This is a genomic window from Rhizobium sp. YIM 134829, assembly GCF_046546455.1.
In genome coordinates this window covers 128122-145975 of the sequence record NZ_JBKHKI010000004.1, presented here as the reverse complement: position 1 = coordinate 145975, position 17854 = coordinate 128122, and the positions used below count along the sequence as shown (strand labels likewise).

17 protein-coding genes are annotated in these 17854 nt (G+C 66.2%); 9 read left to right on the top strand and 8 right to left on the bottom strand.

What is annotated here, in order from left to right; genetic code table 11:
* Positions 1–3: 3 nt before the first annotated feature.
* From ACLE20_RS09540 to ACLE20_RS09525, 4 genes are all read right to left on the bottom strand, one after another.
* On the bottom strand, positions 4–1083 hold the full coding sequence (locus ACLE20_RS09540) for an ABC transporter ATP-binding protein (RefSeq protein ID WP_410940038.1): 1080 nt from the start codon (positions 1081–1083) through the stop codon (positions 4–6).
* Positions 1084–1093: 10 nt separating this feature from the next.
* Positions 1094–2176, bottom strand: a complete 1083-nt coding sequence (locus tag ACLE20_RS09535) for an ABC transporter ATP-binding protein (RefSeq protein ID WP_410940037.1) — start codon at positions 2174–2176, stop codon at positions 1094–1096.
* 46 nt (positions 2177–2222) lie between these two features.
* Positions 2223–3740 carry a glycerol-3-phosphate dehydrogenase gene (glpD, locus tag ACLE20_RS09530; protein WP_410940036.1) on the bottom strand — a complete coding sequence of 506 codons (1518 nt, stop codon included), beginning with the start codon at positions 3738–3740 and terminating at the stop codon, positions 2223–2225.
* Positions 3741–3864: 124 nt separating this feature from the next.
* A complete protein-coding gene (locus tag ACLE20_RS09525) occupies positions 3865–4629 on the bottom strand; it encodes a DeoR/GlpR family DNA-binding transcription regulator (RefSeq protein ID WP_410940035.1) in 765 nt (254 codons plus the stop codon).
* A 115-nt stretch (positions 4630–4744) separates the two neighbouring features.
* Between ACLE20_RS09525 and ACLE20_RS09520 the strand changes: the two genes are divergently transcribed.
* The 7 genes from ACLE20_RS09520 to ACLE20_RS09490 all read left to right on the top strand — a co-directional run bounded on the left by ACLE20_RS09520 (position 4745) and on the right by ACLE20_RS09490 (position 12014).
* Positions 4745–5515 carry an SDR family NAD(P)-dependent oxidoreductase gene (locus ACLE20_RS09520; RefSeq protein WP_410940034.1) on the top strand — a complete coding sequence of 257 codons (771 nt, stop codon included), beginning with the start codon at positions 4745–4747 and terminating at the stop codon, positions 5513–5515.
* Positions 5516–5646: 131 nt separating this feature from the next.
* On the top strand, positions 5647–6126 hold the full coding sequence (locus ACLE20_RS09515; protein ID WP_410940226.1) for a formate dehydrogenase subunit gamma: 480 nt from the start codon (positions 5647–5649) through the stop codon (positions 6124–6126).
* Positions 6123–7679, top strand: coding sequence for a formate dehydrogenase beta subunit (locus ACLE20_RS09510; protein ID WP_410940033.1), 1557 nt, complete (start codon positions 6123–6125; stop codon positions 7677–7679). Before ACLE20_RS09515 ends, ACLE20_RS09510 begins: the two co-directional genes overlap by 4 nt.
* Positions 7676–7891, top strand: a complete 216-nt coding sequence (locus ACLE20_RS09505; RefSeq protein ID WP_410940032.1) for a DUF4287 domain-containing protein — start codon at positions 7676–7678, stop codon at positions 7889–7891. The genes ACLE20_RS09510 and ACLE20_RS09505 overlap by 4 nt, the downstream gene beginning before the upstream one ends.
* Positions 7892–7952: 61 nt before the next feature.
* Positions 7953–10832, top strand: coding sequence for a formate dehydrogenase subunit alpha (gene fdhF / locus ACLE20_RS09500; protein ID WP_410940031.1), 2880 nt, complete (start codon positions 7953–7955; stop codon positions 10830–10832).
* Positions 10829–11656 (top strand): formate dehydrogenase accessory sulfurtransferase FdhD, encoded by an 828-nt coding sequence (gene fdhD, locus ACLE20_RS09495; RefSeq protein WP_410940030.1) that lies wholly within the window; start codon positions 10829–10831, stop codon positions 11654–11656. The genes fdhF and fdhD overlap by 4 nt, the downstream gene beginning before the upstream one ends.
* Entirely contained in the window at positions 11646–12014 is a 369-nt protein-coding gene (locus tag ACLE20_RS09490; protein WP_410940225.1) for a formate dehydrogenase subunit delta, read from the top strand. Before fdhD ends, ACLE20_RS09490 begins: the two co-directional genes overlap by 11 nt.
* Before the next feature lie 90 nt (positions 12015–12104).
* Here the strand turns inward: ACLE20_RS09490 and ACLE20_RS09485 are convergent, their stop codons facing one another.
* Positions 12105–12404, bottom strand: a complete 300-nt coding sequence (locus ACLE20_RS09485) for a YggT family protein (protein WP_410940029.1) — start codon at positions 12402–12404, stop codon at positions 12105–12107.
* A 229-nt stretch (positions 12405–12633) separates the two neighbouring features.
* Here ACLE20_RS09485 and ACLE20_RS09480 point away from each other — a divergent pair, with 229 nt between their 5' ends.
* On the top strand, positions 12634–13875 hold the full coding sequence (locus ACLE20_RS09480) for an MFS transporter (protein WP_410940028.1): 1242 nt from the start codon (positions 12634–12636) through the stop codon (positions 13873–13875).
* 22 nt (positions 13876–13897) lie between these two features.
* Here ACLE20_RS09480 and ACLE20_RS09475 read toward each other — a convergent pair whose 3' ends face one another.
* From ACLE20_RS09475 to ACLE20_RS09465, 3 genes are all read right to left on the bottom strand, one after another.
* Positions 13898–14374, bottom strand: coding sequence for a TerB family tellurite resistance protein (locus ACLE20_RS09475; RefSeq protein ID WP_410940027.1), 477 nt, complete (start codon positions 14372–14374; stop codon positions 13898–13900).
* Positions 14375–14485: 111 nt separating this feature from the next.
* Positions 14486–16276, bottom strand: coding sequence for a heme biosynthesis HemY N-terminal domain-containing protein (locus tag ACLE20_RS09470; protein WP_410940026.1), 1791 nt, complete (start codon positions 16274–16276; stop codon positions 14486–14488).
* Between the two features lie 10 nt (positions 16277–16286).
* Positions 16287–17186, bottom strand: a complete 900-nt coding sequence (locus tag ACLE20_RS09465) for a COG4223 family protein (RefSeq protein ID WP_410940025.1) — start codon at positions 17184–17186, stop codon at positions 16287–16289.
* Here ACLE20_RS09465 and ACLE20_RS09460 point away from each other — a divergent pair.
* A complete protein-coding gene (locus ACLE20_RS09460; protein ID WP_410940024.1) occupies positions 17173–17826 on the top strand; it encodes a hypothetical protein in 654 nt (217 codons plus the stop codon). The two genes, ACLE20_RS09465 and ACLE20_RS09460, sit on opposite strands and share 14 nt — an antisense overlap.
* Positions 17827–17854: the final 28 nt, after the last annotated feature.

The window sequence follows — 17854 nt, the reverse complement described above, 5'->3', positions numbered from 1 at the left end:
ATCTCAGGCCTCCCTGCCCGGTTCGGCGACGCGCCAGGAATCGGCATAGATGTTGATGGCGGCGGGGTCGAAGGTGACCCGCGGCTCGGCCGGGATCTCGCCATCCTCCGGCACAACGATCGAGATCGGCCGCCCGGCGAATGCGGCGCGCACGATCCGGTGGCGGCCGATATCTTCGACCTTGCCGATCGTCACCGGCGCGCCGTCCCGCCCGAGGCGGACGAATTCCGGCCGGATGCCGAGCTCGGTCTTGGCGCCCGCGGCAATCTGCGGCGCGAAGGGCAGCGCGATCGCCTGGCCATCGATCGTCGCGCGGTTGCCGTCCAGCGCGACGGGCAGCACGTTCATGCCCGGCGACCCGATGAAATAGCCGACGAAAGTGTGCTTCGGCCGCTCGAAGAGCTCGGCCGGCGTGCCGATCTGGACGATCTCCCCGTCATACATGACCACGACCTTGTCGGCGAAGGTCAGGGCCTCGGTCTGGTCGTGCGTGACATAGACCATGGTAAAGCCGAACTGCTGGTGCAGGCGCTTCAGCTGCGAGCGCAGCACCCATTTCATATGCGGATCAATGACGGTGAGCGGCTCGTCGAACAGGATGGCGCTGACGTCGGAGCGAACCAGGCCGCGGCCGAGCGAGATCTTCTGCTTCTGGTCGGCGGTCAGCCCCCGCGCCTTCTTGTGCGCCCGGTCGCCGAGATCGATCATCTCGATGATCTCCCGCACGCGCCGGTCGACATCGGCCTCCGGCACGCCGCGATTGCGCAAGGGGAAGGCCAGATTGTCGTAGACGGTCATGGTGTCGTAGATGACCGGAAACTGGAAGACCTGGGCGATGTTGCGCGCTTGGGTCGAGAGCTCCGTCACATCCCTGCCGTCGAAGATAATCCGCCCTTCTGACGGGTGCAGCAGGCCGGAGATGATGTTGAGCAAGGTGGTCTTGCCGCAGCCCGACGGCCCGAGCAGCGCATAGGCGCCGCCGTCGTTCCATTCGTGATGGACCTCTTTGAGCGAATAATCGGCCGGTGAGGTCGGTTTCGGGCCATAGGCGTGGCGGATGTGGTCGAGCGTGATGCGTGCCATAATCGTCTCCTCACGCCGCGCGGGCGGCATGCCCGCCCGTCGCCAAGCCGTTTGCGTCGAAGGCCATCAGATGGCGCGTGTCGACAAAGACCTGCGTCTGCAGGTCCGGGTCGAGATCGTGGATGCCGTGCTCGAGCATCACCCAGCGGGCGCCTTCGCTCTCCACGTGGATGAAGCTTTCCGAGCCGGCAATCTCGGAGACGATCACACGGGCCGGCAGGGCGGGCGCCCCGTCGAAGGCAGGCCTGAGGGCCAGATGATGCGGCTGAAAGGCGATCGTCACCGGGCCATCGGCAATGCCGGCGAGATGGGCGGGCAGCGGCAGAACGGTCGCTTCCCCGCGGCGAAGCGTCGAGCCGGACTTGGTCAGCGCGATCGTGTTCAGCGGCGGATCGGCGAAGGTGCGCGCAGAGACGAGATCGACGGGCCGACGATAGACGTCGATGGTCGGGCCGAACTGGCTGACGCGGCCAAGGCTCATGGTCGCGGTCTTGCCGCCCAGCATCAGCGCCTCGGCCGGCTCCGTGGTGGCATAGACGAAGATCGAGCCGGAGGCGGCAAAGAGCTTCGGCAATTCCTCGCGCAGCTCTTCGCGCAGCTTGTAGTCGAGATTGGCGAGCGGCTCGTCGAGCAGGATCAGCCCGGCATTCTTGACGATGGCCCGGGCGATCGCCGTGCGCTGCTGCTGGCCGCCGGAGAGATTGAGCGGTGTGCGGTCGAGATAGGGGGTAAGCTTCATCAGCTCGGCCGCCTTGCGCACCTCGCGGTCGACCGTCGCCTTGTCCTTGCCGGCAATGCGCATCGGCGAGGCGATGTTCTCATAGACCGTCATGGCCGGGTAGTTGATGAACTGTTGGTAGACCATGGCGACGCTGCGGTCCTGCACGCGCACGCCCGTCACATCCTTGCCGTCCATGTGCAGCGTGCCCGCGGTCGGCTTGTCGAGCCCGGCCATCAGCCGCATCAGCGAGGTCTTGCCCGATAGCGTCGGCCCGAGCAGCACGTTGAGCGAACCACGCTCAAGCGTGAGGCTGGTCGGATGGATATGTGTCTCCGCCCCCACGACCTTCGCGATGTTCTTCAGTTCCAGCATTCCCTCGGCCTCCTCGCCGAGCGGATCGCCGCTCCCCCCGGTGTTGTCACGCCGCCGGCCGGAACGTCTCCCGCATATAGGCGTCAAGTCCCGCGGCTTCGTCCGCGGAGAGCCTCAACCCAAGTTTCGTCCGGCGCCACAGCACATCCTCCGCACTGCGCGCCCATTCGGTTTCCACAAGAAAGCGGACTTCCGCCTCCGTCAGATCCCAGCCGAACAGCCGACCAAGATCCTCCATGCTGTTCGCCGCACCGAGGAAGGCCGTCGATCGGGTCCCATAGGTGCGCACCAACCGTCGAGCATGGCGCTCGCTGAGAAATGGGTAGCGGATGCGCAGCTGGCGCACTTCCTCGGGCTGGCCCGTTTCCGGAAAATCACCGCCCGGCAGCTTCGAGCCGGCCGTCCAGGGCTTGCCCTTGGCGCCGATCGCGCCTTCGATCTTTTCCAGCGCATGTTCACCGAGGCGGCGATAGGTGGTGAGCTTGCCGCCGAAGATGTTGAGCAGCGGCGCCTTGCCGTCGCGGTCCTCGACCTTCAGCACATAGTCGCGCGTCGCCTCCTGGGCCTTGGACGCGCCATCGTCGAATAGCGGTCGAACGCCCGAATAGGTCCAGACGATATCTTCCGGCCGCACCGCCTCGGCGAAATATTCGCTGGCCGCGGCACAGAGATAATCGGTCTCTTCCTTGGAGATGCGGATGTCGCGCGGATCGCCGTTGTAATCGCAGTCTGTCGTGCCGATGAGGGTGAAGTCGTCCTCATAGGGAATGGCGAAGATGATGCGGCCATCCGGGTTTTGGAAGAAGTAGGCACGCGGATCGGCAAACTTCTTGCGCACGACGATATGGCTGCCCTGGACAAGGCGCACATTGTGCACCTGGTTGACCCCGAAGGCATTGGAGAGAACCTGGTCGACCCAGGGGCCGGCAGCATTGACCAGCATGCGGGCGCGATAGGAGCTCGTGGCGCCGCCCTCGACGGGCTGCACGGTCACGACCCAATGATCGTCCTCCCGCCTGGCCGAGACGACGCGCGAACGGTTGAGGATCAGCGCGCCGCGGTCGGCAGCGTCGCGCGCGTTCAGCACCACCATGCGCGCATCATCCACCCAGCCGTCGGAATATTCGAAGGCCTTGGTGAAGAGCGGCTTCAGTGGCCTGCCGGCAGGATCGCGGCGCATGTCGAGCGTGCGGGTGGCGGGCAGTTTCTTGCGGCCGCCAATGTGGTCGTAAAGGAACAGGCCGAGACGGATGAGCCAGGCCGGCCGTATGCCGCCCTTGTGGAAGGGAAGCACGAAGCGCATCGGCCAGATGATGTGCGGCGCCATGGCCCAAAGCACCTCGCGCTCCATCAGCGATTCGCGCACCAGGCGAAACTCATAATGCTCAAGGTAGCGCAGGCCGCCGTGGATGAGCTTGGTGGCGGCGGAGGAGGTGCCGGAGGCAAAGTCCTTCATCTCGGCCAGCGCGACCTTGTAGCCGCGCCCGACCGCATCGCGCGCAATGCCGCAGCCATTGATGCCGCCGCCGATCACGAAAATATCGAAAACGCCCTGTTCGGACACGGTCCCACCCCTTGTTTTCGCATTGCACAAAAATGAGCACTTGCGAAAGCCTGAGAAGTTAAAACGAAAATTTATCGAATGTCAAACGAATGGTTTTCGAAATATGCGTTTGGTGTCACTGACGCTAAACCTGCGTCTCGATCAGGCGCACATCCTGGGCCGAACAGATCTCGCGGATCGAATCGAGCGGGCAGCGGTCGGTGATGAAGGTGTGCACCTGCGTCAGGTGACCGATGCGCACCGGTGCGGTGCGTTCGAACTTGGTCGAGTCGGAAACCAGGATGACATGACGGGCATTGGCGATGATCGCTTGCGCCACCTTGACCTCGCGATAGTCGAAGTCGAGAAGCGCCCCGTCGCGATCGATCGCCGAAGCGCCGATCACGGCATAATCCACTTTGAACTGGCGAATGAAATCGACCGCCGCCTCGCCGACAATGCCGCCATCCGCGCCCCGCACGACCCCGCCGGCAATGACCACCTCGATCGAGGGGAAAACCCGCAGGCGGTTGGCAACATTGATATTGTTGGTGATGACCATCAGCTCGCGATGGTCGAGCAGCGCCTCGCCCACCGCCTCCGTCGTCGTGCCGATATTGATGAAGAGCGAGGAATTGTCGGGAATGAGCGCCGCGGCCGCCTGGCCGATCGTCTGTTTCTCCTCATAGGCGATGGAGCGGCGCGCCTCGTATTTGACGTTCTCGTTGCCACGGGTGAAGATGGCGCCGCCATGGATGCGGGTCAGCATGCGTCCGTCGCACAGATCGTTCAGATCCTTGCGGATCGTCTGCGGCGTGACAGAGAAGCGCGCCGCCAGTTCATCGACCAGGACCCGGCCCTCCGCTTTCGCGAGGTCGAGGATCTCGGATTGCCGCCCGCTGATGAACATCTGTTTCCGCCCGCTTTCGTTTTTTTTCATGATATGGAAAAACGAAAGCGGCGCAATCGCCGATCGCGCATAACCTGCTGGAGGCAGGCGAGCGCGGACAAAGGAGGAGGAACCCATGCACCATCCGGATCTATTCAAGGACCGCCAGGTCGTCGTCACCGGTGCCGGCCGCGGCATCGGGCTGGAGGTTGCCCGCCAGTTTCTCGGCTGCGGCGCCGCGGTGCATCTGCATGGCGGCCGCGCCGAGGGCGCGACCCTGCCGGAGGACGTACTGGCCGCCCTGGAAACAGGCCGGGCCACCATCTCCTATGCCGACTTTCTCCATCCCGACGGCATCGATCAGTTTCTGGCCGATGTTTCCGGCCGCTTCTCGAGCCTCGACGTGCTCGTCAACAATGCCGGCACCATGGTCGGGCGCTTTGCCGCCGACGAGCTGACCGACGCGCAATATGAGACCGTGGTCGCGCTCAACCAGACCTCCGTGGTGGCGCTCACCCGTGGGCTGATCCCGCTCCTGAAAGTCGGCACCCAGCCCGCGATCGTCAACACCGTCTCGATCTCGGCGCTGACCGGCGGCAGCCCGGGTTCGGCCATCTATTCGGCCACCAAGGCCTTCGTCGCCACCTATTCGAAGGCGCTCGCCCGGGAGCTGGCACCGGCCGGCATCCGCGTCAACTGCGTGTCTCCCGGCACGATCACCACCGAATTCCACGAGCGCTACTCCTCGCCGGAGAAGTTGGAAGTCACCCGCAAGACGATCCCGCTGCAGCGGCTCGGCACCGCGGAGGATTGCGCTCCCGCCTATCTCTTCCTCGCCTCCGGCTCCTTGTCAGGCTATATTACCGGCCAGGTGCTGGAGGTGAACGGCGGGCAGCTGATCTGCTGAGGGGAATGACGTCGACGGCGGCGCCGATAGGTCTTAATCTGTCGCAGCGCGAAGGTCGCAGGACCACGGCTTTGCCGAGACTCTGCGACGGTATTCCGGCCGGCGAGGCGGTGCGGGACAGGGAGGTCGTGGTGAACGTTCCACTTTCGAGGCGGGAGATCGGCCCGCGCGTGCTGTCGATCGTGGCGGAGCACCAGGGCCTGGAAGGCCCGCTCCTGCCGATCCTGCACGGCGTGCAGCAGGCCTTCGGCCATGTGCCGGACGAGGCGGTGCCGGTCATCGCTCAGGCACTCAACCTTTCGCGTGCCGAAGTGCACGGGGTCGTCACCTTCTATCATGACTACCGCACCCATCCGGCAGGCCGGCATGTGCTGAAACTCTGTCGCGCCGAAGCCTGCCAGTCCATGGGCGCCGATCGCCTTGCCGAACAGGTGAAGGCGGCGCTCGGCATTGATTTCCATGGCACGACGCCAGATGGCGCGGTGACGCTGGAGCCGGTCTTCTGTCTTGGCCTCTGTTCCACCGCACCCGCTGCCATGCTGGACGGCGCGGTGCATGGTCGGCTCGATGCGCAGAGGGTCGGCGACCTTCTTGAGGAGATCCGGCGATGAGCCTCACGCTTTTCCTCCCCCGCGATGCCGCCGCCCGGGCCGTCGGCGCCGATCGCGTGGCCGCGGCGATCGAAAGCTTTGCCGCCACGAACGGCGAGGCGATCAGCCTGACCCGCACCGGCTCGCGCGGCCTGCACTGGCTGGAGCCGATGCTGGAACTCGATACGCCGGCGGGCCGCCTGGCCTATGGACCGCTGACCCCCGCCGCGGTACCGGAGCTTCTCGCAGCCCTTCTGGAAGGCCGGCAGGAGCACGCTCTCTGCCTCGGCCTGACCAAGGAGATCCCGTTTCTCAAAGGCCAGACCCGCCTGACCTTCGCGCGCTGCGGGATCATCGATCCGCTATCGCTCGAGGATTACCGCGCCCATGGCGGGTTGCGCGGGCTCGAAGCCGCATTGGCCATGGAGCCGGCGGCGATCGTCGATGCCGTCACCCAATCCGGCCTGCGCGGCCGCGGCGGCGCAGGCTTTCCCACCGGCATCAAATGGAAGACGGTGCTCGACTGCGCCGACAGCCAGAAATACATTGTCTGCAATGCCGATGAGGGCGACAGCGGCACCTTTGCCGACCGAATGATCATGGAGGGCGACCCCTTCGTGCTGATCGAAGGCATGGCGATCGCCGGTCTCGCCACCGGCGCCACCAAGGGCTTCGTCTATATCCGCTCCGAATATCCGGATGCCATCGCCACGATGGAGGCCGCCGTGGCGCGCGCCACCGAGGCCGGCCTGCTCGGCCCCTCGATTCAGGGCTCCGGCCGCGCCTTCACCCTTGAGATCCGCACCGGCGCCGGCGCCTATGTCTGCGGCGAGGAAACGGCGCTGCTCAACTCGCTGGAAGGCAAGCGCGGCACGGTGCGCGCCAAGCCGCCACTGCCGGCCCATAAGGGCCTGTTCGGCCGGCCGACCGTCATCAACAACGTCATCTCGCTCGCCTCGGTGCCGATCATCCTCGACAAGGGCGCCGCCTTCTACCGCGATTTCGGCCTGGGGCGCTCGCGCGGCACCATTCCGATCCAGATCGCCGGCAATGCGCGCCGCCCCGGCCTCTACGAGGTCGCCTTCGGCCTGACGCTCGGCCAGATCGTCGACGAGATCGCCGGTGGCAGCGCGAGCGGCCGGCCGGTCAAGGCCGTGCAGGTGGGCGGGCCGCTCGGCGCCTATTTCCCCCGCGCTCTGTTCGATACGCCCTTCGACTATGAGGCCTTTGCGGCCGCCGGCGGCCTGATCGGCCATGCGGGCGTGACGATCTTCGACGACACCGCCGACATGCTAAAACAGGCCCGCTTCGCCTTCGAATTCTGCGCCGTCGAGAGCTGCGGCAAGTGCACCCCCTGCCGCATCGGCTCCACCCGCGGCGTCGAGGTCATGGACCGCATCGGCCGCGGCATCGAGCCAGAGGCCAATCGCGCGCTCATCGAAGACCTCTGCAACACAATGAAGTTCGGCTCGCTTTGCGCACTCGGCGGCTTCACCCCCTACCCGGTCTTGAGCGCACTCACCCACTTCCCCGACGACTTCTTGAGCGTTCCGGTGCAGGAGGCGGCGGAATGAGCGAGACTGAGAAGGTCAAAGGACCCGCATCTTACTTCCCGTCGATCGAGAAGACCTATGGGCGGCCGATCGAGCACTGGCAAATGATCGTCCGCGAACAGGAGGGCAAGACGCATATGCAGATCGTTGCTGTTCTGAAGACGGAACACGGTCTTGGTCACGGCCACGCCAACGCGATTGTTGCCGCAACGCTGGCCGAGAAGAAACGATAAACCAAGTTATTCGACCGATAGGCGCAGAGCGCGCAAGGATCGGACCGACCCGGAGGTTCTCATGCCCCTCGTTCCTGAAACCGACTACGGCACCCCCGCCTCGCGGGCGAGTGCGCAGGTGACGCTGACGATTGATGGGCGGGCGGTGACCGTGCCGGAGGGGACCTCGATCATGCGGGCTTCGATGGAGGCCGGCATCCAGGTTCCCAAGCTCTGCGCGACCGATATGGTCGATGCCTTCGGCTCCTGCCGGCTCTGTCTGGTCGAGATCGAGGGTCGGGCGGGGACGCCGGCCTCCTGCACGACACCGGTGGCGCCGGGCCTCGTCGTCCATACCCAGACGACGCGGCTGAAAGACATCCGCAAGGGCGTGATGGAGCTCTATATCTCCGACCATCCGCTCGACTGCCTGACCTGTGCGGCCAATGGCGACTGCGAGCTGCAGGACATGGCCGGCGCCGTTGGCTTGCGCGAGGTGCGCTATGGCATGGATGGCGACAACCACGTCAAGGCCCGCAGCGGCGACGGCGTGAACGCCAAATGGATGCCGAAGGACGAATCCAACCCCTATTTCACCTATGATCCGTCGAAATGTATCGTCTGTTCGCGCTGTGTCCGCGCCTGCGAGGAGGTGCAGGGCACCTTCGCGCTGACCATTGAGGGCCGCGGCTTTGAGAGCCGGGTTTCGGCCGGCCAGCATGAGGCCTTCCTCTCTTCCGAATGCGTCTCCTGCGGCGCCTGCGTCCAGGCCTGTCCGACCGCGACGCTGACGGAAAAATCGGTGATCGCCATCGGCCAGCCCGAGCATTCCGTCGTCACCACCTGTGCCTATTGCGGGGTCGGCTGCTCCTTCAAGGCGGAGATGCGCGGCGAGGAACTGGTGCGCATGGTGCCCTGGAAGGACGGCCAGGCGAACCGCGGCCATTCCTGCGTCAAGGGTCGCTTTGCCTATGGCTATTCCACCCATCGCGAGCGGATCCTCAACCCGATGATCCGTGACAAGGTCACCGATCCCTGGCGGGAGGTGACTTGGGAGGAGGCGCTCGCCCATACGGCCTCCGAGTTCCGCCGGATCCAGTATCAATATGGCCGCGAGGCGATCGGCGGCATCACCTCCTCGCGCTGCACGAACGAGGAAACCTACCTAGTCCAGAAGCTGATCCGCGCCGGCTTCGGCAACAACAATGTCGATACCTGCGCCCGCGTCTGCCATTCGCCGACCGGCTACGGGCTCGGCCAGGCCTTCGGCACCTCGGCCGGCACGCAGAACTTCGATTCGGTGGAAGAGACCGATGTGGTGATCTTGATCGGCGCCAACCCGACGGACGGCCATCCGGTCTTCGCCTCGCGGCTGAAGAAGAGGCTTCGGCAGGGCGCCAAGCTGATCGTCATCGATCCGCGCCGGATCGATCTGGTGCGCTCGCCGCATATCGAGGCGGCCTTCCACCTGCCGCTGCTGCCGGGCACCAATGTCGCTGTTGTCACCGCGCTCGCCCATGTGATCGTTACCGAGGGCCTGTTCGACGAGGCCTTCATTCGCGCGCGCTGCGACTGGTCGGAATTCGAGGATTGGGCGGCCTTCGTGGCAGAAGAGCGCCACAGCCCCGAAGCGATCGAAGCGCTGACCGGCGTTCCCGCCGAGACGCTGCGCGGTGCCGCCCGGCTTTTTGCCACCGGCGGCAATGGTGCGATCTATTATGGCCTCGGCGTCACCGAGCACAGCCAGGGCTCGACCACCGTCATGGCGATCGCCAATCTCGCCATGGCGACCGGCAATATTGGCCGGCCGGGCGTGGGCGTGAACCCGCTGCGCGGACAGAACAACGTGCAAGGCTCCTGCGACATGGGCTCCTTCCCGCATGAGCTGCCGGGCTATCGCCACGTCTCCGACGACGCCACGCGCTCGGTCTTCGAAACACTCTGGGGCGTGACACTCTCCGACGAGCCGGGCCTGCGCATTCCCAACATGCTGGACGCCGCCGTCGATGGCACGTTCAAGGGCCTCTACATCCAGGGCGAGGACATCCTGCAGTCCGATCCGGACACGCGCCGTGTGGCGGCCGGCCTTGCCGCCATGGAGTGCGTGGTGGTGCAGGACCTGTTCCTCAACGAGACCGCCAACTACGCCCATGTCTTCCTGCCGGGCTCGACCTTCCTGGAAAAGGACGGCACCTTCACCAATGCCGAGCGGCGCATCAACCGCGTGCGCAAGGTGATGACGCCACGCAACGGCCTTGCCGACTGGGAGGTGACGCAGAAGCTCGCCCAGGCCATGGGTCTCGACTGGCGCTACAGCCACCCCTCCGAGATCATGGACGAGATCGCCGCCACCACGCCGAGCTTCGCCAAGGTCTCCTATACCTATCTGGATGAGATCGGCTCGGTGCAGTGGCCCTGCAACGAGAAGAGCCCGCTCGGCTCGCCGATCATGCATGTCGACGGCTTCGTGCGCGGTAAGGGCAAGTTCATCCGCACCGAATATGTGGCGACCGACGAGAAGACCGGACCGCGCTTCCCGCTGCTGCTGACCACCGGCCGCATTTTGAGCCAGTACAATGTCGGCGCACAAACGCGGCGGACGGAGAATGTCGTCTGGCACGAGGAAGATCGCCTGGAAATCCACCCACATGATGCCGAACTGCGCGGCATTCGCGAGGGCGACTGGGTGCGGCTTGCCAGCCGCTCGGGCGAGACGACGCTGCGCGCGCTGATCACGTCCCGCGTGGCGCCGGGCGTCGTCTATACGACCTTCCACCACCCGACCACCCAAGCCAATGTCATCACCACCGATTTCTCGGACTGGGCGACCAATTGCCCGGAATACAAGGTGACCGCCGTGCAGGTCTCGCCCTCGAACGGCCCCTCCGACTGGCAGCGGGACTATGAGGACCAGGCGCGGCAATCGCGCCGGATCGTGGGCAAGCTGGAGGCGGCCGAATGAACCGCCCGACGGCCCGCGCCGTTCCCGAGCTCGCCAAGCGCCTGGGCGGGCTGCGCCCCTCCAGCCGGCAGGTGCCGGAAGAGGTGCCGGTGGCGTTGAGCTATGGCGGCTCGACCCATGCGGTGATGATGGCAACGCCCGCCGATCTCACCGATTTCGCCATCGGCTTTAGCCTGACCGAGGGCATCATCGCGACGGCGGCGGAGATCGAGGAGATCGAGGTTCTGGACGCCGATGAGGGCATCGACCTGCAGATCGCGCTGCGGGAGGACCGCAACGCCGCGCTCGCTGCGCGCAGGCGGCATATGGCGGGCCCCGTTGGCTGCGGCCTCTGCGGCATCGAATCGCTCGAGCAGGCGGTTCGGCGCGTGCCCTCCTGCGCCACCGCCCGGTTGCGGCTGTCCGCGGCCGAGATCGCGGCGGCCGTGGAGGCGCTTGGAGAGAACCAGCCGCTGCATGCGCTGACCCGGGCCGTGCATGGCGCCGGCTTCTACGTACCCGGAGAAGGGCTTGCCGCGGTGCGCGAGGATGTCGGCCGGCACAATGCGCTGGACAAGCTCGCTGGCGCGGTGCTCGCCCTCGGCCGAGATGGCGCCAGCGGCGCGGTGGTGGTCACCAGCCGCATTTCGGTGGAGATGGTGCAGAAGACCGCAATTCTCGGAAGCCCCATCCTGATCGCCATTTCCGCGCCGACCGCGCTTGCCATCCGCACGGCGGATGAAGCGGGACTGACCCTGGTGGCGCTCGCCCGCGGGAACGAGTTCGAGGTCTTCACGCATTCCGACCGGATCCGCATGGAGGAGACCGATGCCGATGTCGCGTGAGAACACCTCCGCCCACACGACGGAGGAGAAACTGGTGCGCATGGCCAACCAGATCGCTACCTTCTTCGCCTCGCAGCCGGCCGAGATCCGCGCCGAAGGGGTCGCGACCCATATCAACAGGTTCTGGGAGACGCGCATGCGCCGCGGGCTCTTCACGCTCGCCGGAACCGAGGGTTCCGGGCTCGACCCGCTGGTCCTCGCCGCCCTGCCGCTGATCCGCCGCCCGAACGCGCCGGCGGACGGTCTCGGCCAGGACGCGATCGGCACCGGCATGCGCCCGGTTGCCGGCGCCGCCGGCGCCAAGGGACAGGCGGAAGGCGAATCGCTCTCCGAGCCCAGCATCCCCAAGCGGTACTAAGCCGGCTTCCGATCTATGCCCGGCAACGACCGCAGAGACTGGCGCAGCGTCGAGTCAACGGATGCGCTTCTCCTCGACCAGCAGCCGCGGTCAGTTGTAGCCGAGCAGTGCTGGGGCGATCGTCGTGTTGAGGAAGAGCTGGAGGAAATAGAGGATCACCAGCACGACCAGCGGCGAGAGGTCGACCCCACCCATATCCGGCAGCACGCGGCGGATCGGCCGGTAGAGCGGCTCGGTCAGCTGATAGAGCGAGCGGCCGATCATGTTGATCGCCTGGTTATTGGTGTTGATCACGTTGAAGGCATAGAGCCAGGAGAAGATCGCCGAGGCGATGATCAGAAACCACGCAATGTTGATGATGAAGTTCAGCGTGCCGATGACAGCCAGCATACGGGGTCTCCAGTTCGGTGTTGACAGACATGTAGACATTGGCGACGAAAGCGGCAAGAGCGGCACACCGCACCGTGCCGCCGGAACCGGAGGGGTTGGTTAACCTCTTCCCCCGCCGCGCCACCGCGGCCTGCGCATCCGCGCCGTCAGTTCCGGACGGACCGGCGGATGCGGCATTGCCATAGATCGAGATCAGGGCTGCGCCCAGCCCGGAAAGACCCCCGCAGCCATGTCCATTACCGCATCCGGTGACCGCTTCGCCACCTTCCGGCATGTGGGCTATCGCCGCTATTTCTTCGCCCGCTTCCTCGCCTATTTCGCCATCCAGATCATCAGCGTCGCCGTCGGCTGGCAGATCTACGACCTCACGCGCGATCCGTTCGATCTCGGCCTGATCGGCCTCTTCCAGTTCTTGCCCTCGCTCGTCCTCATCCTGGTCACCGGTTCTGTCGCAGATCGCTACAACAGGCGGATGATCATGGCCGTCTGCATGCTGGTCAGCACGATGTGTGCCGCGGCCCTGCTGCTCTTGACCCTGACCGGCCAGTTCGCCCTCGTGCCTGTCTATGCGATCCTCGTCGTCTTCGGCATCGAGCGCGCTTTTCTGGCACCCGCCTCGCAGTCGCTCGCCCCCAACCTCGTGCCAGCCCATGATCTCGCCAATGCGATCGCCTGGAATTCCACCTCCTGGCAAACGGCGATGATCGTCGGCCCCGTGGCTGGCGGTCTCATCTACGCATTCGGGGAAGCGGTGCCCTATGCCGTGGCCCTGCTCTTCTTCTCGGCCAGCGTCGTCATGACCTTCGCCATCCCGAAGCCGGCGCAGAAGACGGCGCAAAGCGGTCAGAGCTGGCAGACGATCACCGCGGGGTTTCGCTATATCCGGGCTGAAAAAGTGGTGCTCGGCGCGATCTCGCTCGATCTCTTCGCCGTGCTGCTCGGTGGCGCCGTGGCGCTGATGCCGGTCTTTGCCCGGGACATTCTCGATCTCGGGCCCTGGGGGCTCGGCATGTTGCGCGCGGCGCCGGGCATCGGTGCGGTCACCATGGCCGTCTGGCTCGCCGCCCATCCGATCCGCCATCGCGCCGGCCTGCTGATGTTCATCGGTGTCGCGCTCTTCGGCTTCGGCACCATTCTCTTCGGCCTCTCGGCAACGCCCTGGCTCTCGATCGCCGCGCTGATCCTGATGGGCGCCTCCGACATGATCTCCGTCTATGTCCGCGAAACCCTGATCACGCTCTGGACGCCGGATGCGCTGCGCGGACGTGTCAATGCGGTCAACATGGTCTTCGTCGGCGCTTCCAACGAGCTCGGCGAATTCCGGGCCGGCATGATGGCCTCGGGGATTGGCGCCGTGCCGGCCGTGGTCATCGGCGGAGCGGGCACCCTTCTCGTCTCGATCGCCTGGGCGATCGGCTTTCCGCAACTGCGCCGCATTGATACGCTGGACGTGCCGGAGGGCAAACACTGACAGTCCGGCACGTGCGGATGGCTTAGCCGTCCTGCTGCGGCTCGGCTTCGTGGAGCTGGGATTCCACCTCCTGGCGCTTCAGGATCCGGTCGCGCCCGGACACGCCGAGCAGATCGGCGATGCGCCAGATCACATGGTCCTCCATCTCGTTGCGCACACCATCGACATAAACGATCTCCCAGAGCATGCCGACGAGATCAATCCGCTCCTCCTCCGAGAAGTGCCGCTTGATCTCGTTGGTGAAGCGGAAGAAGTCGATCGCCTCGCTCTCGGCCGTCTCGCCTGCGGCGATCAGCGCCTGCATCGAGGCGTCGTCGAGCCCGTAATGGGCCTTGATCATCGCGCTGGCCTTGGCCCTTTCGGCAGCATCGGCATGACCATCCGCCTCCATGACCTGGATGCAGAGCGCCATGATGGCGATGCGCGGATCCCCCTCCGCAATCAGGGGCGGCCTGTCTTCGGTAAGGCTGTCGATGAAGCTGCGGATCCGGTCGAACATGGGGTCCTAGACGAGCGTGAGGGATGGGAGCCGCCGGCCCGGCCGGCAGCAAGGAATCATGCAGTAGGCCAAGGCAGCGCCAGCATCACGACCGGCGGGCACCCGCCGGTCCTAGAAGAGCCGGAAGGTCGATTTCTGTGCAGGCTGGCGGACGCCCGGATCGTCCGGCGGACGGCCGAAGAAGGGCTCCACCGGCGTCGCCGGTTTACCGGCTTCAGCTGAACCCGGAGTGGGGCTCGGCTTCGCCGCGGACGACGGCACAGCTGCAGCAGTCTTGGCCGGCACGGCCTCCGGCGTCGCGGGCGCCGGAACGATCACCGTCTCCGGCACGAGCACCGATTCGCTTGGCGCCGGCACCGCGATGGTGGTCGCGACAACCTCGCCCGGTGCCGGCTCGCGGGCGGGCGGCGGCGGATCGAAGGCCGGCGCGCGATCGCTGGCGAGCGGCGCTGGCGCGACGCCCGGTGCCGGGACGATGGGCGAAACTGACGCGACCGCTGGTTCGCGCGGCGCGCTGGTCGGTACCGGCGCTGGGCTTGGGGTAGCCACCGGCGGCAGGCTGCGGATCGCCGCCTCGCCGCGGCTGATGCCGCCCTCCTCGACCGGACCGGTCAGCACATGCACCGGCATCTTCCATTCGAAGGCGTCGAGCCGGCCGCTCGTCGGGGAGACCGGCAGCCAGTCCGGCGAAACCGCGCCATCGGCGATCCAGGCCGGGTCACGCGGGCTCTTCAGAGCCTGGTTCATCCAGTGACGGATGCGACCGTCATCGCCCGTATCGGCCTCCTCGATATCGGCGAGCAGCAGGAAGACGCCTTCCGTTGGCTGGATACGCGCCGCTGCCTCCGCCTTAGAGCGGGCAAGCGGCAGGTCCCGTGCCTCAAGAGCACTCTGGGCGACCGCCATGAGCGATACGACATTGTTCGGCTTCAAGGCCTCGAGTCGCTTGGCCCGTTTCAGCCGATCGGCCGCCGAGTCGCCGCTGCGGGCGCGGACATAGGTATCGGCGAGTTCCGGATGCGGCGTCTCGCGCCAGACCTTTTCGAGCACCGAGGCTGCCTTGCGCAGATTGTCCTCGCGAAACAGCGCCTTGGCGGCAATCACCGCTGCCGGCACCAGCGTGCCGTCGAGCTTGAGGGCGGCGAACGCATCTTCGCGTGCGCCCTTCGGATCACCGTCGAGCCGCTGCTTGGCCCGCGCCGTCAAAAGAACGGCCTTCTTCCGGTCGGCCTCCTTGCGGGGGATGACATGGCTTGCCCGGCTCTGCTCGATCAGGCGGATTGCCTCGTCCCACTCCCCGGCGCGGCTGCGCTCGTCGAGCGAGGCGAGCGTTGCCCAAGAGAGCTGCGGCGCCTTTTCAGCGGCCTGCTCGGCATAGTGGCGCGCCGCCTCGTCGGCGCCGAGCCGCTTGGCTTCGAGATAAAGGCCGCGCAGGCCGAGCGCCCGGGTTTCCGGATCCTCGACCATCCGCTCGAACTTGCGCCGGGCATCGTCATGCTTGCCCTCGATCAACGCCGTCTGCGCTTCCAGGAGATGAATCAGCGGCTCCTGGTCGGCCCGCAACAGGCCGCGCGCACGGGTCGTCATCTGGCGGGCAAGCGCCGAGTCGCCGGCGCCAGCGGCAATCAGGCCGGTCGACAGTGCCTGGTATCCCCGATCGCGCTTGCGCACCCGAAAATGCCGGGCGATCGAATAGGGGGAGCGAAGAAGCAGGCGAACCAGCCAGACGGTCAGGAGAATCGCGGCGATCAGCACCACCAGAAGGGTGGCGCCGACCATCAGGCTGGTCTCGATCCGCTGGCCCTCCCAGATCAGGCTGAGCTCGCCCGGCCGGTCGGCCAGCCAGGAAAAACCTGCGCCGAGGGCAAGCACGATCAACGCGAAAACAAGAATGCGGATCATGGTCACTCCCTCAACCCTGGTTCGCCGTGGCGCCGCCGGCGACTGCGGCGTCGATCAGGCCCTCAACGCGGATGCGCTCGTCGAGCCTGGCCTTGAAGTCCTTGCCGGCATCCTGAGCGACCTTCGGCAGGCCGTCCCATTCGAGGCTGGCACCCTTCAAGTCGCCATCGGTCAGGCGATCCTCGATGCGGGCAATGATCGCATCGGCACCATTGCCCTCGACATTGCCGACAGGACGGACCCGGATCGCCGAGGCCGCGCTGTCATAGAGCCGTGCGAAGACGCTCTGGTTCGGGTCGGTGCCCCGCACTGCGATCAGCATCTGATCGGCGATTGCCGGGAAGTCGCGGGTGAGATCGCTACGCGCGGGCACGCCGCGGCTGGCGCTTTCCGCCAAGCCGGCGACCGCCGGATCGTCGGGCGAGACGCTCTTCAGCGCATCGAGCTCGGCGAGATAAGGACCACCCTTGTCGATCGCAGTCTTGAGCGCCGTGACAGCGACGGCGCGCGCGAGCTTCACGTCGCTCGACGGCTCCTCGAGCTTCTTTTCCGCCTCGCCGAGCCGGTTGGCGAGGTCGGTCGTGCTCGTCTGCACCGCCTGCTGCTGCTCTGCCAGCGTCGACTTCAGCTGCTCGACCTCGGTCCTGATTTGGTCGAGACCGGCGGCGTCACCCTGGCCCGTGGCGCCGATGGTCTGCTCCAGCGCCGCGATCCGCTGTTCAAGCGGCGCCGTGTCGACCGGGGCGGTCGAGCGGGACTGAAGTTCGGCCTTGAGCGCGTCGATCTCGCCGCCGTAGTCCCGGCCGGTCGTGGCCGTGGAAGCCGGGCCGATCGAGGGGACAACGCCGGCATATTGCAGCACGCCGGCGCCCACGAGCGCAATCAGGCCGCCGAGGATGCCGGCAGCCAAGGCGCCGGAACGGGAAGCGGGCCTTGCTGGGGCGGCAGCTGCTGTGGATGGCCTTGCTGGGGACGCGCTCGCCGCCGACGCGCCGCTGCTGCCAAGCCCGCTGGTGCCGGTCTTGCTGGCAGTGCTGCCGGCGCTGCCGGACGTGCTGCTCGAAGCGGCGCCGATCGGCCGGCCGGTCGGGGGAACTGTACTGCTCCCAGGCGGACGCGAGGCCGCCTCCTTGTCCGATCCTGCCGCCGCGGCGCGCGCGCTGTCACCGGCCTTGGCGTCCGAGGCCGGCGACAGCGGATCGCTTGCCTTTGGCGTGGAGTCCGTGCTGACCGCGGCCGTCCCCGTGGATGACGCAAAGCCGGAGGTTGAACCTGCGGCTGCCTTGTCCGAGGAGGTCAGATCAGGCTTGGCGGACGATGCGGATGCACGGTCGGCTGAGGAAGTGCTGCCGCCGGCGGCCGTCAAAGGATCGGTCGCCGGCGCATCGCTGGCGGCGCCGGAAACGGGCTCGGCGGTCGCATTTGGCACGACGGGAGCCACGGGCTCGCCCTCCGGCTTGTTAGCCGTCAGATCGATCGTCTTCGGCTCTGTTTCGGGCCTTTTGCGGCGCGGCGGGTTTTCCGGGTCCATGCAGTTTTCCTGTCTATGAGGTCAACGGAACAAACCTAGTCACCAAG